Raw genomic sequence first — 14,427 nt, forward strand, 5'->3', positions numbered from 1 at the left:
AGACGGTTACAAATAGGAAAATTTTATAGTCGACAGCTCGTTCCGCCGGCGATGGAGGGGATGATCGTGAGTTCGTCCGTGTCGGTTGCCGGGGTTTCTTCTTTGTTTGGGAGGTAGCGGATGTCGTCGTCGTTCAGGTAGACATTCACGAACGAGCGGAGCTTGCCCTCCGGGGTGAAGAGATGAGGTTTCAGTTCAGGGTATTGAACAGTTAGCTGTTGAAATACACTGCTGACGGTCGTTCCCGTGACGCTGACGGTCTCGAGTCCGCCGGTGTAGGCGCGCAGCGGGGTGGGGATGTGAATGTTCATGCCTGACCTTTCTGGTTGAGTGCCGCTGCTTCGGCGACGTTAGGGGCTATGTCGATTTGAATGGCTTGGTCCTCGAAGTTCTTGTCGTCTTCTCCGGTTCCGCTCAGCAGAAAGGAGTTTGTCAGGATAGCTTTGCCCTGTTCAACGCTGGTGATGATGTAGGAGCAGCCGAGCCAGTGGGCTTCGGCGAAGTCGGTCTTCGACCACTGGGCGGGATGGTCGGGATGCGAGTGGTAGAAGCCGACGATGTCCAGTCCGAGGCCGCGCGCCTGCCGCTGAATCTTGACGAGCTCCTGAGGGGCGATGTGGTAGCGGTTGTGGGCGGAGTCGGTGCGGGTGTTGCCGGCGCGGACGATCTGCTGGACGTAGTTGACTGCCGCAGCGCTATTGACGGGGGCGCCATCGCCCTCGCCGGCGATGTTCTTTCCGAGCAGGACGCCGCAGCACTCGTTCGGGTAGGTCTCTTCGCCGTGAGCGCGGAGGGCTTCGTAGTCAGCGTAGTGGATGCGTAGCATCTGGGTTAGCCCTCCTGCCAGAAGCGTTCGCTCATGTATTTTTCTGCCGAGTCGCAGAGGATGGTGACGATGACGGCCTCGCGTCCAGCGCTGGCCTCCTGCTCGCCGATTTGAAGAGAGGCTGCGACGGCGCCTGCAGCGGAGATTCCAATCAACAGGCCTTGATTGCGCGCCAGATCTTTCACCATCTCGTAGGCGGTTTCGGTGGGCATGTCGATATTCGCGTCGGCGAGCGAAGGGTCGTAGATGCGCGGCACGATCGCGGTCGCCATGTGCTTCAGGCCTTCGAGGCCGTTGAACGGCGAGTCCGGCTGCATCGAGACGCAACGGATCGACGGGTTTAGTTCCTTCAGGCGGCGGGTTGTGCCCATGAACGTGCCGCTGGTTCCGAGTCCCGCGACGAAGTGGGTTACCTGGCCTTCGGTCTGCTCCCAGATCTCGTTTGCTGTGGTGCGGTAGTGCGCCTTCCAGTTCTCGTCGTTGGAGTACTGGTCGGCGTAGTAGTACTTGTCCGGTTCGGCTGCAGCGAGCTCTCGTGCTTTGCGGATTGCGCCGTCGGAGCCATTGGCTGGGTCGGTCCAGAGGACCTCTGCTCCATAGGCGGCGAGATAGCGTTTGCGCTCGGGCGAGACGTTCGACGGCATGCAGAGGGTGACTCGAAAACCTAACGCAGCGCCCAGCATCGCGTAGGCGATACCGGTGTTGCCGCTGGTCGCATCGAGCAGGCCGCGTGTGTCGCTGAGCAGGCCTCTGCGCTGTGCGTCGGCGACGATAGCAGAGGCGGCGCGATCTTTCACCGAGCCTCCGGGGTTCGCCCATTCGGCCTTGCCCAAAATCTGGACTCCGGGCAGATGAGCATTGAGCCGCTCGAGCCTCACCAGGGGAGTGTGGCCGACGCGGTCGAGGATGCTTGTGCCGAACGGTTTGAGAGTGGTGATCATGCCGCTTCCATATTCTTTTGACTCATTTGAACCGTTGCGCCCGCTGCGATTGAAGGACTCTCGCGGATGTGCGACAGTTAATCGAGTCTAACGTATTGCACATATGGCGAAAAAGATCCCACAACGAAGCTTCAATGACGTTCTTGGTCTCCTCGGGGGCCAGAGATTCGATGTTGCCCCCGCTCAGGAGGGTGCAAAGCGAACGCCAAATGCCGTCCAGGTAAGGAAATACGGCTGTGCGGCTGAGATCGCTGCGGCGCCGGACGGTACGGTCGAGATCCTGGCCCGGCCGGGGTGGCTGCTGAATGGCGAGATCGCGCGCCTGCTCGACCGGGGGTATCAAAAATTCCTCAAGACGAGCAAGCTGGAGATTCCCGCGTCGGCGGATCATCTGCGGTCGATCCATGAGTTCAGCGAAGAGCTGAAGGAAGCGATCGGCGCCACGGTCCTCTACAACGAGGCACTCGGCACTACAAGCAACGTCTACCAATACGATCGGGTCAAGGGACGGGACTAAGCCTGTGCGAGTGCGGGAGATCCTAGAAATTCCCGATCAAGGTCCTGTTTTTGAAAGGGCGGGACTTTAGTCCCGCCGCAAATCTAACCGCAGCAACGCGACTTTAGTCGCTGAGGGAACGCTGCATACTTCGTCAGAACTTCTTTAGCGTCGCCGATTCTGCTCCCGTTGCAACTCGCGATAGGCTTCGCTCTTGCCGATGCCGCGTTCGCGAGCGACTCGCTTCAGGGCATCCATCTCGCTGATACCTTCTGACTTCATCATTGCGGAAACCTCGGCGGCGAGAGTGATCTTCCGCTTTTCAGCGGTGTTCTCAATTGGGGCCAGGGTGAGCAGCAGCACGATCTCTCCGCGGACGCTGGCGCGCGCCGCTAGTTGGGATCGTAGATCGGCGACTGTTCCTCGCAAAAACTCTTCATGCAGCTTGGTCAGCTCGCGCGCGATGACGACGTGTTGCTCAGGACCGAAGACGGCGTCAATGTCGGCGAGGGTATCGAGGATGCGGTGCGGCGCTTCGTAGAAGACGTGAGTTACCTTGCCTCGCATGAGGTCTTCGAGCGCGGTCTTGCGCTGGCCTGCCTTGGCGGGAAGAAAGCCGTGAAAAGTGAAGCGCTCGGTGGGGAGACCGCTTGCGATCAAGCCGCTGATTGCGGCATTCGCGCCGGGGATGGGGAAGACATCGACTCCGGCAGCGAGGGCAGCGGCGACGATCTGGCCGCCGGGATCGGCGATACCGGGCGTTCCGGCGTCACTGACGACGGCGATGCGGGCGCCTGTCTTTAGCTCGGCTATGAGTTCTTCCGTGCGCGAGCCCTCGTTGTGCATGTGATAGCTGACAGTGGGGGTGCGGATCTCGAAGTGATTGAGGAGTTTTTGCGTCTGCCGTGTGTCCTCGCAGGCGATGCGGTCCGCTTGACGCAAAACTCGCAGCGCCCGGAGCGTAATGTCTTCGAGATTGCCGATGGGGGTGGCTACGAGGTAAAGCCCCGGCGCCAGCGGCCGGTCGTCTTTGTCGTGGATTGCGGGCATTATTCCGGTTGCCGCAGCTTGCGGCGCTGGTTCAGCATCCCCATGGAGAGGGCGAGATTCTGCGGCGTGATGATGCCGACGATGCGGTCGCCTTCGAGGACAGGAACCATCTGCGCGCCCTGACCGGCCATGATGCGGCGCAGCGTTTTGACGAGGGAATCGTCGGGCTGTGCGGTCTGGAAGGAGCGTGTCATCACGCCCTGCACGTAGCCGTTGCCGTCGCTTTGCAGGGCGTCGACGATGCTCTGACGTGAGACCGCGCCAACGAGATTCGATCCGCGCACCACGGGAAAGACGTCCTGCAGGGTGTGGACGGAGCGTTGGAGCGCGTCTTCGAGGGTATCCGAGGCCGAGAGCATGCTGAACTGCGTGAGCATGACGTCACGCATACGCACCGCGTCGACATCGGTTTGCAGCAACAGCCCCTGATCTTCCATGTGCGCGCCGATCATGAGGAAGGCGCCGATCATGACCAGCCACATGTTTGGGACGAGGAGGCCGGCGACGATGAGTGCGATGGAGATGAACTGGCCCAGACCTGCCGCGGCTCGTGTGCTCTTCATGACGCCTTTGGTCTTGGCGAACTCGCCACGAAAGACGCGTCCTCCGTCGAGCGGCGAGGCTGGCAGCAGATTGACGACGCCGAGCAGGATGTTCATCCAGACTGCGGCCCTCAGCAGGTGCATGGGCGACATCCAGGGCCGCTCGAGGATGCTGACTTCAGGCGCGATCGTGAGCGTCATCGCGGCCAGCAGCACTCCGAATCCGATGTTCGCTGTTGGTCCGATGACGGCCATGCGCTTTTGCATCTCGGGGGTGGAGGCTTTCTCGGTTGCTTCGGTGCTGGCGTAGCTCATCAAGCCACCGACGGGAAGCAGAAGGATGCTGCGGAGGTCTAGCCCGAACCAGGCTGCCCCGATGGCGCGGGCTACCTCGCGAATCACCACGGCGAGCAGCAGAAGAAGCCAGAGAGCAAATCCTCTGCTCCCAGTGGAACCCGTCATGGACGCGTAGCTGATTGACAACCCGAGGATAAGGAGGAAGAAGGTGTGAATGCGGACATCCACGCCGAGAAATCTGCCGATCGGAAAAGACCACCCACGCATAAGGACTATTGTATGCGCTGCCGTCTCTCGATTCTCGTGTTGGCGGCTTACCATAGGCTCGCTTGCGTCTTACTATAGGCTCGCTTCCGTCTTACTATAGGAAAGATGCGCGTCATTGCAGGTACTTACCGCTCTCGCCAGCTCGCAGCTCCACGTGGTCTCGAGACTCGTCCGACCAGTGACCGTCTACGAGAGACGCTATTCAACATCCTCGCGCCACGACTTGAGGGTTGTCGTTTTGTCGATCTTTATGCGGGAACCGGGGCGGTGGGGATTGAAGCGATAAGCCGTGGCGCGGAGCACGTCTGGTTTGCGGAGAATGCTGAGCCGGCGCTGGCTTCGCTGCGACAGAATCTTGCCGCGCTGAAGATTGGTCGCGGATTTACGCTGGAGGATCGCGGTGTGGGAGCGATTCTGCAGCGGCTTGGCAAGCTCACGCAGCCGGTGGATATCGTCTATCTTGATCCACCCTACGAAGCTGAAGACGAGTACTCGGGCACGCTCAATTTTTTCGGGAGTGTACGTGGTCGCGCGATTCTAGGTGCGGATGCAGTGGTGGTTGCCGAACATGGGAGCAAATCGAAGCTTGCTTCACGCTATGGCGTGCTCGAACACACTCGTTTGTTGAAGCAGGGCGATGCCGCGCTCAGTTTTTTTGCCGCTGCGGCGGCTGAGCAAACCCTCCGCCCTGATGATGGCCAGTGAGCAGGTCTACTTCGAAGGCGGTCTCGCGATCGGTCAACAGGTTCCAGCCCATGCCGTGCAGCGTGTTTCCTTCCACGCCGGTGATGCGGACTCCCTCCCAGCTGAGTCGCGCCGTCTCCCACGCTTGTCCGCTTGCACCCCAGGCGATCATCGAATGAAAGCCGACAAATAAGAGGAGTTCCTGGGGGGCGAGGGGGCGTGCTTCGACCACAGGCTTCATCTCGATGTGAGTGCAGTGCTGCGGTTGTGTGGTATCGACGATGTAGGCGTAGCCGCCGGCCAGCGCGCACATCTCCCGCGGATTGGGACAGGCAAAGACGCCGGTCGGCATGGTGGAGTTGGTAAAGCCCAGGGCGCAGGTGGCGAGGAATGCTCCGCCGTCGGCTGGGCGAACCATCAGCTGCAACGCACCTCGGGCCAAGGCGTCTTCTTCGCCTGCGATCTGTTTTGGATAGACAAACTGCCGTGCGGGCGAGATGAGTGGCGCTGTCTTGAGGATCTCGGCGCTCCAGTTCTGAGCAAACACATCGGTACCTTGCATCACGTCCCGGCCCCCGAAAAATAAATATTGAAAAGTTGGCGTATCTTTCGAGTCCAAAAAGGTGACGTCCAAAACACCACGTCAGCCACGCATCTCACCACAAGTTCACCACGATTTACCATTCAAAAACACATCGGAATCCGCAAAATCCCCTGCAAAAAACGCACTTTCACCACCGTCAGATTTTTCTCTGGTAAAAACCCTCATTGCGCCGCGTCCAGGGCTTGCGCCATATCGTCAAGGAGGTCTTCGATGGCCTCGCAGCCGGCGCTCATGCGGATGAAGCCGTCCGGGACAGTGTCGCCGCCCCATTTCGCGCGACGCTCCGCTGTTGTCGTCACACCGCCGAAGCTGGTGGCTTCGGTTAGCAGCGATGATTTGGAGAGAAACGTGTCGGCGGATTTTTTGTCGCGCAATACGAAGCTCAATACCGGCCCGAAGTAGCGCATCTGTCTTTTCGCGATCGCGTGGCCGGCATGCGTAGGCAGGCCCGGATACAGGACGCTCTGTACGTCTTTTCTTGATGCGAGAAATTCGGCGATGCGTTGCGCGTTTTCGCAGGAGCGCTCGAGGCGCAGGGGAAGCGTTGCGATAGAACGCAGCGCGAGCCATGCCTCCATTGGGCCTAACGCGGCCCCGGTAAGGGTGCGCCATTGATCGAGTTTTGCGCGTAGCTCGAGGTCGCGCACTGCGACGTGGCCGAGCAGGAGGTCGCTATGTCCGGTCATCGACTTCGTATCCGAGGCGACGGAGAAATCGGCGCCAAGTGCGAGAGGAAGTTGTCCCAGCGGCGTGAGCGTGGTGTTGTCTACAGCGACCAGAGCACCCGCACGATGCGCTGCTTCGCTGAGCAGGGCGATGTCGCATATCTCCATGCCGGGGTTGCTGGGCGACTCCAGCCAGAGAAGACGCGCGCCCTCAAGCAGCTCAGCCTGCGCGTTTCCAGCGGTGGGTGCCATACGCAGCGTGATTCCCATGGGAGCGAAGTACTCCTGCAGCAGGACGCGGGCGGTGTAGTACGCGTTCGATGGAAGAACGACGACGTCACCGGGTCGCAGGATCGCTCCGAAGACCGCGGCACACGCTGCCATGCCAGAGGCGAAGACAAGCGCGGTTGCCTGGTAGTTTTCGCCTGAAGCGAGCTGGCCGGACTCCATCTGGCCGATGGCTCTTTCGAGTGCAGTCCAGGTTGGATTGTGCGAGCGTGCGTACGTGTAGGGGGTCTCCGATGGGTCGCCTGGTGTGTGATACGGCGCTGCGAAGACAGGCCCTGCGTGCAGTGGCTCGCCGGGAACGGTTCGGCTTAGCGTGGAACGGATGATCTTGGTGGAGTCGCGCATAGATTTTCGAGGTGCAGATTCGGTTTGAACCGATTGATGGTAGCAGGCTTAGCGGGGTAGCTTCTTCTACGCTTTTTTCGATTTACTGGCAGGTTTAGAGAAGTGTTCCCAACCGCCGGGCTTCAACTCTGTACGGCTGCCATCTGGCGCTAGCAGAGTCATCAGTGCGTGTCCGGTGCGTCGTGTCTTGAGAGTGCCGATTCTCGTGAGCGGCACTCCAGCGAGAGTGGATGGCATCTTGACGGAGGATGGCGCGGCGAAGAGCAGCTCGTAGTCTTCGCCCCCGTGCAACGTTGCTTGCAGGGCAGCGGCGGCATTCAGCTTGCGCGCGAACGGATGAATCGGCAGTGCCTCCTGTTCGATCTCTGCGCTGACTCCTGAGGCGCGGCAGAGGTGGGACAGGTCTGTCGAGAGCCCGTCGCTGATATCGAGGCAGGCCGTGGCGAGTCCACGTCGCTGGAGGGCCTCGCCCACGTCCAGACGTGGCTCGGGAAACATGTGGGGATGATCTTCGTTGGTTTGATGATTCAGGGTCCGACGTCTTCTACTCAGCATGGTCGCTAACTCTGCGGCCGCGCCACCGAGTTGGCCGGTTACGTAGAGTGCGTCTCCCGGGGAGGCTCCAGAGCGGCGCAGTGCTCTACCCTTTGGAGCGGATCCGATCAGAACGATGTCGGCGAGGATCAAGGCGCTCCTGCCGCCGGGCGACTCTGAGGTGTCTCCTCCTGCGAGGGGGACGCTGTGCAACTCGGCGAGCGCACGCAGGCCGTGGAAGAAGCCTTTTGTCCAGGCGCGGCCAGCGGATTTTGTGAGCATGGTGGAGGGAAGCGCGAGGGAGAGGAAGGCGGCGATGGGAGTCGCGCCCATGGCGGCGAGGTCGCTCAGTCCACGAGCGAGGCAGCGATGGCCTACCGACTCCGGAGGGTGGGAGTCGCAGCGGAAGTGCCGTCCCTCGAGCGTAAGGTCTGTGGTTACCAGTACTTCGCATCCAGGGGGAGGGCGGAGGATCGCGCAGTCGTCGCCGATGCCGAGCTTGACCGCGCTGCTGCTGGTGGCAAAATCTTGGCGGATCTGCTCGATCAGATCGAGTTCTCCAAAGGGTGGGGAAGGTTTTTTCATGCTGATGGCAGCATAAACGTTTAGCACAATGTGACTCTTTTGTGGTAGTTACGGGAAAAAGATCTGGTCTATGCTCGTTTGCATGGCGGGTAACTGCTTTGGTACCCTCTTAGAGGACGCTCAAGAGAGATTTGCAATCAGAAATGGCGATTGATGAATTCGATTTGCCTTGTGTGATTTTTTGATTGAAATTTCTTCGAGCCGCGATTTGCTTCGCGGTCAAACCTGGGCCAGGGACTCTGATTGAAGCTGAAAAAACGTCATTACCTCATGCTCGTCAGCCGCGATGAAGAGGGCAACCTAAGTAAGGTGCCGGTGCCTCTGCACTACGCGTATATCTTTGTGGGCGCGGCAATTATCGGCATGTTCACCATTACCGGGCTGGCCGGGTCGTACTCCCGGATGCTGATCAAGACCGCCCGGTTCAATCAGTTGCGTCAGGACCACAACTCACTCCAAAAGGACTATGCACACCTGGAGAAGGCGGCGCACGAAAAAGATATTCAGGCGGCCTCGCTGGGCTCTTTGGCGAGCGAAGTCTCGGTTCTGTACGGTCTGACGGCGAGCAAGCTTGCGTCGCCTGCGGGCAAGGTGGCTGAGAAGCCTCATGGCAAGTCGTCGGGGGTGGCGGAGGCAATCGCCAAGACGCCATTAACCGATGGCACGGACTCTTCGGATAACTCGGAACAGGCTTACTACAAGTCGATCGATGCGTTTTATTCACTGCGCAGCTCGGCGATGAGCGGCACGGCGACCCGGGCCATCTCCAGTCTGAACGGCCCTGGATATGTCTCTGCCGATCTGCTAGGAGCGGGCAGTCTGGAGCTGGCGTCGTATGTTCCGACGCTGTGGCCGATCATGGGCCCGATCACGAGCAGCTTTGGCCAGCGTGAGGATCCGATCCTGGGCAATGGCGAAGGCGAGTTTCACACCGGCATCGACATCAGTGCTCCCAATGGAATTCCCATCCGTGCGACCGGAGACGGCATCGTGAAGCAGGCAGAGATGTCCAATGGCTACGGGCGCGAGGTCGTGATCGACCACGGGCATGGGGTTGAGACAGTCTATGGGCATATGTCGGGCTTCGCCTGCATCGCGGGGCAGACGGTGGTTCGTGGCCAGGTGATCGGTTATGTGGGCCACAGTGGGCGCACGACGGGCTCGCATCTGCACTACGAGGTTCGCATCAGGAATACGCCGGTGAATCCGCACAAATATCTGCGGACGACGCTGGCGGACCTGGGTACGGAGATAGCGAAGGGGCAGTAGCTCTTAGCGATTTCAAAGAAACGGCAGAGCTGATGCAGGTTGTCGGCTCTGCCGTTTTTTGTGCCCCGAAACCGGTTGATCGAAACAGGGTGAGACCGAGAGGCATGCCAAGGTCCATTCCCGTATTGGGAAAGCTCCTGGGGGCAATCGTGTTGTGCACCATTTGGGTAATACCCACCCCGGTTTGCCGCCGATATATTCACCATGAACACTGAAGTCCTGCAACAGATCGCGTCTGTCAGCCCTGGAAGAAGATCTTAATTCCAATCTGGCTTTTACGAGAGAACGAGACACGCATGATGCAGACCTCAGCGGCTTTTCCCAGGAATATGCAGAGCTTTGATGGATCCATCTCCCTGTCGGAGATCATTTCGGCACTCTCTTACGCGCTTGACCTGACTGAAGGCGCGGTGCATGGACATGCGCTTCGCAGCTGCCTGCTGGGTATGCGCATCGCCGAAGAGGTGAAGCTTCCTTCCGACCAGACCAGCAGCCTCTACTTTGCCCTTCTGCTGAAAGATATCGGTTGCAGTCGCAGCGCCGGCCGCGTAAGTCAGATTCTAGGCGGAGACGATCGCGCGGCCAGGAGGGCGGTGAGTCTCGAAGACTGGAGCAGACCGCACAAACCGAGTCTGTCGACCCTGAAGCTCCTCTGGAGCCAGGTTCTTCCGGACGCAGGTCGCGTTGTCAGGACCGCCAGATCCTTCAAGAACGGAATTACGCGTCACCAGAGTTTCGAGAGGCTATCGCCCCGTTATGACCGGGGAGCCAGCATTTTAAACGAACTCGGCATGGGGTCTATCGCCGCCGAGGCGGTCCGCAGCGTGGACGAACGATGGGACGGGAGCGGCTATCCCGACAGCTTGAAGGGAGAGCAGATTCCCTTGTTGGCCCGCATCTGCGCGATTGCGCAGCATCTGGATATTGTCTCGGCCGCAGCCGGAACGCAGAGCGCGATCGACACGCTCGAAGAGCGCAGCGGAACCTGGTTTGATCCGCAGCTGGTCCGCATCGCACGATCGCTGCACCGTCGGGGGGCGCTCTGGAATCACTGCTCGCCCGCTGATGTAGAGCAGGATACACGGCAGGCTGTTCTGGACCTTGACTCCGGCAAGCGGCACCAGTTGGAGTCGAGCCAGATCGATCGAATCTGCGAGGCGTTTGCGGATGTGGTGGATGCGAAGTCTCACTTTACCTATCGCCACTCTCAAGGGGTTGCGGACGCGGCGTTTGGCATTGCGCAGGCGATGGGACTTGCGGCAGACCGCGCGCAACTGGTTCGCAGAGCGGCTTTGCTGCATGACATCGGCAAGCTGGGAGTCGCCAATGCGATCCTCGACAAAAAGGGTCAGTTGAGCTCGGAAGAGTGGAAGGCAGTGTACGAGCATCCGCGGATTACGCGACGGATTCTAGAGCGGGTTGCACCCTTCCGCGAGATGGCGGTGATCGCAGGCGAGCATCATGAAAAACTTGACGGCTCGGGCTACCCCGATCATCTGAAGGGGCCGGATCTTTCGACTGAGTCACGCATCGTTGCGGTCGCGGATGTGTATGCGGCGCTCTCGGAGGATCGTCCCTACCGAGCGGGTATCGAGCTTGACGAGACGCTGTCGATCATGTCGAAGCTCATTCCGGTACAGCTCGATGCAGACTGCTTCGAGGCCCTGGTCTCAGTGGTTTCAAGCAAGCGGGAGGTCGCTTCTGTCCAGGCGCCCCAGGTTGCGAGCGCGACGCTGGGCTATTCCTTCAAAAACAGGGGCTTCAAAAACGCAGCTTTTGAAAGTGCTTTCTGACACAACAGCTCAGAGATGCCTACAAAACAAGAACGGCCGAAGATCTCGGCCGTTCTTTTATTTTCGAGGCGTTTTGTTGAGACGGCCCTACTTTCCGGTATAGCTGACGTGCCAGATGGTCTTCGAGCCATCGTCGGTTACGAAGAGCGAACCATCCTTGGCTACGGTAACGCCGACGGGGCGGCCCCAGACCTTGCCATCTGAGGTGACGAATCCGGTCAGGAAGTCCTCGTACTCTCCGGTGGCGTGGCCGTCGTGCATGGGAATGCGGATCACTTCGTAGCCGGAGCGGTGGGCGCGGTTCCACGAGCCATGCTCGGCTGCGAAGCCGTCGCCGTCATAACTAGAGGGAAACTGCTTGCCGGTGTAGAAGGCTAGCTCGAGTGAGGCGAAGTGCGGCTGCAGGATGACGTCGGGCGTGAGGACCTTGTCCTTCAACTCTGGGTGAGTGCCCATGAGGCGCGGGTCCTGATGGCCGCCCATGTAGTACCAGGGCCAGCCGTAGAAGCCGTCCTCCTTGACGCTGGTGATGTAGTCGGGGACGAGGTTGTCGCCGAGGCGGTCACGCTCGTTGGTGGAGCACCAGAGCTGGCCCGTGGTTGGGTTGATGGCCTCGCCGACGCAGTTGCGGATGCCGCTGGCGTAGACCTTGACGAACTTTCCTTCGGGCGTGAACTCGAGTACGTCGGCGCGATGCAACTCATTGGGGTGAGTGTCAGGATCGTCCGCGTTCGAGGCGGATCCGACCGAGACCAACATCTTGGTGCCGTCGGGAGAGAAGACGACGTCGCGTGTCCAGTGTCCGCCGCCACGGAGCTGGGCGAAGCCAGGAAGCTGGGCGACGATGGTCTCAGGCTTTCCGGTTGCAACCAGGTCACCGGATTTGTACGGAAAGCGGACCACGGTTTTGGTGTTGCCGACATAGACCCACTTGGGGTTGGGGCCGCTGGGATAGAAGGCGATGCCGAAGGGAAGATCGAGATCGGAGGCAAAGGTGGAGACGGTCGCTGCTTTACCATCAGGGCCCACGCCACGGAGGACCATGATCTTGTCGCCGTGGGAGTCGGCGAGGAAGATATCGCCATTGGGAGCGGTGCGCATCAGCCGAGGCTCTTTGAAACCCTGCGCGTACATCTCAACCTTGAAGCCGGCAGGCGCGACCGGCCATGCACCCTCGGGGCGGGGAACGAGGCTGGGGCCGTTATCGACCGACTCGTCCGGCTTGGGCTCGGGCAGGTCGGCCAGCGTGATCTTGCGGCGGACGCCGGGATGCTCCTGTGTGTAGTCGGTGAAGGCGGACGGCCCTGTGATGACTGAGCCGGACTGTGCGAATACAGAAGTCGGCAGCGCAGAGACGAGGGACGCCAGAGCCAGGACTCGAAGAACGGAGGGAGTAACGGAGGGAGTAGAGCTATGCATGAGACGTTTCTCCTTGGAGCGTGAAAGTGGTTAGATGCTGTTGCCCGACCATGCGAAGTTGACCGTTGAGGACCTCGAGCTCAATTGCCTGGAGGTTGTCTATAAAGTTGACGAAGTGAAAGCGCCGAAAGTTTGACATTAGTTGCCGGTCGGTCGCGCGGGGGAAGAGGAAGAGAAGGCGGATGGCCTGCATGAAGAGGCCGTGGGTGAAGACGGCAATGCATCCCTCTGATTTCAATTGGGCGAGCCGGCGGATGGCGTCGCGGGCGCGGCCGGTAAAGTCGCTGAACGACTCGGCTCCGGGGCCATCGGAGTAGGACGGATCGTCTCGCTCCCAGAACTCCAGAATGTGCGGCATCTGCTGCTCTTCGCTGGTACCGTTGTGTCGCGCAGGGTTTAGATAGTGGAACTCCTGGATCGGCACCTTGGGGTAGCGCTCTCGAAGCGGGATCGAAGTCTGCTGAGCACGGAGATACGGCGAGAGCAGAAACAGGGTCGGGTCACAGGAGAAGCCGTCGGAGAAGGCCTTTGCCTGGGCGCGGCCGAGCTCTGTCAATGGCTTGATGATGTGGTCCGGCGGGATGCCGCCCGCATTCGCGACACTCTGGCCGTGGCGAATGAGCAGGATTCGGGTGGGCTGTTTGATGGTGGCGTCGGTCATCTCGTCTCAGTCGTTATGGCTGAAGGTCGGGGTTTGGCGATGCGAATTGCTTAACTAACTCAAGCGGGATGTTTGCAGTTAGAACGGCGCGATCTTTATGCTGTTCGATCTTCGTGGAGTCGGTCAGCTCGCGAAACGCCGCATCGGTGGCGGGGTGAGGCTGCATCTGCGCCTGTGCCTGCTCTACGGTCTTCATGAGCGTGAGCAGCAAGGTTAGAGTCTCGGTGGCGCGGGCCGCGTCGGCGTCGTTCGGAGCAATCTGCTCGAGGCGCAGGTGCAGGGTTCCGAGATAACGCAGGCTGGCGACGAAGGTGGTGTCCTCCGACATGGGCAGTTGCAGGCCGAAGATGCTGATTGCGCCGCGCTCAGAGAAGGGGAGACCGATGTGGCCGATGCCCCAGGCGCTTGAAAACGCGGGCACGTCGCGATAACGTGCGGATAAGAGCGATGAGCCTGAAAACGGCGATGCAGCGGCGCGATGCCGGTCGAGGATGGAGTGAATCTGCTCGGCCGTCGGCATGTTGGAGGCGGCGATGGTGTCGTAACCGAGCTGCGTGATGCGCAGGGGCCGCGTAACGCTCTCGTCACCGACGCGAATGGTGAAGATGTCGTGATCGGCGTAGCTCTCTTTCGCCGTAGCGATTGAGGCAAGGTAGTGCGCCAGGCGCTCCCCATCGAAACGACCTTCGAAGACCTCGGAGTAGCCGACCGGACCGTTCGGGCCGTTGGGGTCGTCCATGCGATGCAGGGCGAACGCTGCAGAGTCGAGATCGCGCTCGGGGACGATGCCGGTGGCGTCGATGAACTGCTGATACTCGGGGGTGCGATTGACCGGCGAGCGATCAAAGTGAGTCGCTGCCCGCAGCGGCTTCAGGTTGGCGTAGACGATCGCGTCGGACTCGGGCAGCAGACGCGCAACCTCTGGCGGAGCGGCCTTTCGCAGCACCAGTGCGACTACCAGCGCAGACATCAACGCCAGCATCAGCAAGAAGGAGTAACGGGTGCGCTTACGCATCAGGGACATGGCCGGTCGGGCAAAGTGTCAGCATGGTCAGTACGATTCACGAACTGCAGCGCCTCAAGCAATAAGCATAGCCCATCTTGGGGTATGGCCTCCGGTTGTGGCTTATCGTCGTGCGACGTGGAAGAGGAGTGGCGAGG

At 60.2% G+C, this 14,427-nt stretch carries 15 protein-coding genes; 4 read left to right on the forward strand and 11 right to left on the reverse strand.

Annotated features, from left to right (window positions below):
- Positions 1-23: 23 nt before the first annotated feature.
- The 3 genes from RBB75_RS13910 to RBB75_RS13920 are packed head-to-tail and all read right to left on the reverse strand — an operon-like array spanning position 24 to position 1,767.
- Positions 24-311, reverse strand: coding sequence for a MoaD/ThiS family protein (locus tag RBB75_RS13910; protein WP_353068417.1), 288 nt, complete (start codon positions 309-311; stop codon positions 24-26).
- On the reverse strand, positions 308-826 hold the full coding sequence (locus RBB75_RS13915) for a M67 family metallopeptidase (protein WP_353068418.1): 519 nt from the start codon (positions 824-826) through the stop codon (positions 308-310). The genes RBB75_RS13910 and RBB75_RS13915 overlap by 4 nt, the downstream gene beginning before the upstream one ends.
- A gap of 5 nt (positions 827-831) precedes the next feature.
- Positions 832-1,767: a PLP-dependent cysteine synthase family protein gene (locus tag RBB75_RS13920; protein WP_353068419.1), complete on the reverse strand. Its 936-nt coding sequence runs from the start codon at positions 1,765-1,767 to the stop codon at positions 832-834.
- A 103-nt stretch (positions 1,768-1,870) separates the two neighbouring features.
- Between RBB75_RS13920 and RBB75_RS13925 the strand changes: the two genes are divergently transcribed.
- Complete coding sequence (locus tag RBB75_RS13925; protein ID WP_179637345.1) at positions 1,871-2,284, forward strand: hypothetical protein; 414 nt, start codon at positions 1,871-1,873, stop codon at positions 2,282-2,284.
- A 144-nt stretch (positions 2,285-2,428) separates the two neighbouring features.
- Here the strand turns inward: RBB75_RS13925 and rsmI are convergent, their stop codons facing one another.
- Positions 2,429-3,313 (reverse strand): 16S rRNA (cytidine(1402)-2'-O)-methyltransferase, encoded by an 885-nt coding sequence (rsmI, locus tag RBB75_RS13930; RefSeq protein ID WP_353068420.1) that lies wholly within the window; start codon positions 3,311-3,313, stop codon positions 2,429-2,431.
- The gene (locus RBB75_RS13935; RefSeq protein ID WP_179637347.1) at positions 3,313-4,419 is read right to left on the reverse strand and encodes a site-2 protease family protein; all 1,107 of its coding nucleotides are present in this window, start codon (positions 4,417-4,419) and stop codon (positions 3,313-3,315) included. The genes rsmI and RBB75_RS13935 overlap by 1 nt, the downstream gene beginning before the upstream one ends.
- 105 nt (positions 4,420-4,524) lie before the next feature.
- Here RBB75_RS13935 and rsmD point away from each other — a divergent pair, with 105 nt between their 5' ends.
- Entirely contained in the window at positions 4,525-5,124 is a 600-nt protein-coding gene (gene rsmD, locus RBB75_RS13940; RefSeq protein WP_179637348.1) for a 16S rRNA (guanine(966)-N(2))-methyltransferase RsmD, read from the forward strand.
- Here rsmD and RBB75_RS13945 read toward each other — a convergent pair.
- From RBB75_RS13945 to thiL, 3 genes are all read right to left on the reverse strand, one after another.
- On the reverse strand, positions 5,066-5,665 hold the full coding sequence (locus RBB75_RS13945; RefSeq protein ID WP_179638774.1) for a hypothetical protein: 600 nt from the start codon (positions 5,663-5,665) through the stop codon (positions 5,066-5,068). The genes rsmD and RBB75_RS13945 overlap by 59 nt on opposite strands.
- Positions 5,666-5,868: 203 nt before the next feature.
- Positions 5,869-7,005 carry a cystathionine gamma-lyase gene (locus tag RBB75_RS13950; protein WP_179637349.1) on the reverse strand — a complete coding sequence of 379 codons (1,137 nt, stop codon included), beginning with the start codon at positions 7,003-7,005 and terminating at the stop codon, positions 5,869-5,871.
- A 66-nt stretch (positions 7,006-7,071) separates the two neighbouring features.
- Positions 7,072-8,151, reverse strand: coding sequence for a thiamine-phosphate kinase (gene thiL, locus RBB75_RS13955; RefSeq protein WP_353068421.1), 1,080 nt, complete (start codon positions 8,149-8,151; stop codon positions 7,072-7,074).
- Positions 8,152-8,373: 222 nt separating this feature from the next.
- Here thiL and RBB75_RS13960 point away from each other — a divergent pair, with 222 nt between their 5' ends.
- Together RBB75_RS13960 and RBB75_RS13965 are read left to right on the forward strand one after the other, a co-directional pair.
- Positions 8,374-9,393: a M23 family metallopeptidase gene (locus RBB75_RS13960; RefSeq protein ID WP_257031039.1), complete on the forward strand. Its 1,020-nt coding sequence runs from the start codon at positions 8,374-8,376 to the stop codon at positions 9,391-9,393.
- A 296-nt stretch (positions 9,394-9,689) separates the two neighbouring features.
- Entirely contained in the window at positions 9,690-11,186 is a 1,497-nt protein-coding gene (locus RBB75_RS13965) for an HD-GYP domain-containing protein (RefSeq protein ID WP_353068422.1), read from the forward strand.
- A gap of 87 nt (positions 11,187-11,273) precedes the next feature.
- On the opposite strand, the gene RBB75_RS13970 is transcribed toward RBB75_RS13965, so the two are convergent.
- The 3 genes from RBB75_RS13970 to RBB75_RS13980 are packed head-to-tail and all read right to left on the reverse strand — an operon-like array spanning position 11,274 to position 14,290.
- Positions 11,274-12,605, reverse strand: a complete 1,332-nt coding sequence (locus RBB75_RS13970; protein WP_353068423.1) for a PQQ-dependent sugar dehydrogenase — start codon at positions 12,603-12,605, stop codon at positions 11,274-11,276.
- Entirely contained in the window at positions 12,598-13,266 is a 669-nt protein-coding gene (locus RBB75_RS13975; RefSeq protein WP_353068424.1) for a histidine phosphatase family protein, read from the reverse strand. The genes RBB75_RS13970 and RBB75_RS13975 overlap by 8 nt, the downstream gene beginning before the upstream one ends.
- Before the next feature lie 13 nt (positions 13,267-13,279).
- Positions 13,280-14,290, reverse strand: coding sequence for a hypothetical protein (locus RBB75_RS13980; protein ID WP_353068425.1), 1,011 nt, complete (start codon positions 14,288-14,290; stop codon positions 13,280-13,282).
- Positions 14,291-14,427: the final 137 nt, after the last annotated feature.

The organism is Tunturibacter empetritectus, assembly GCF_040358985.1.
Classification (GTDB): domain Bacteria; phylum Acidobacteriota; class Terriglobia; order Terriglobales; family Acidobacteriaceae; genus Edaphobacter; species Edaphobacter empetritectus.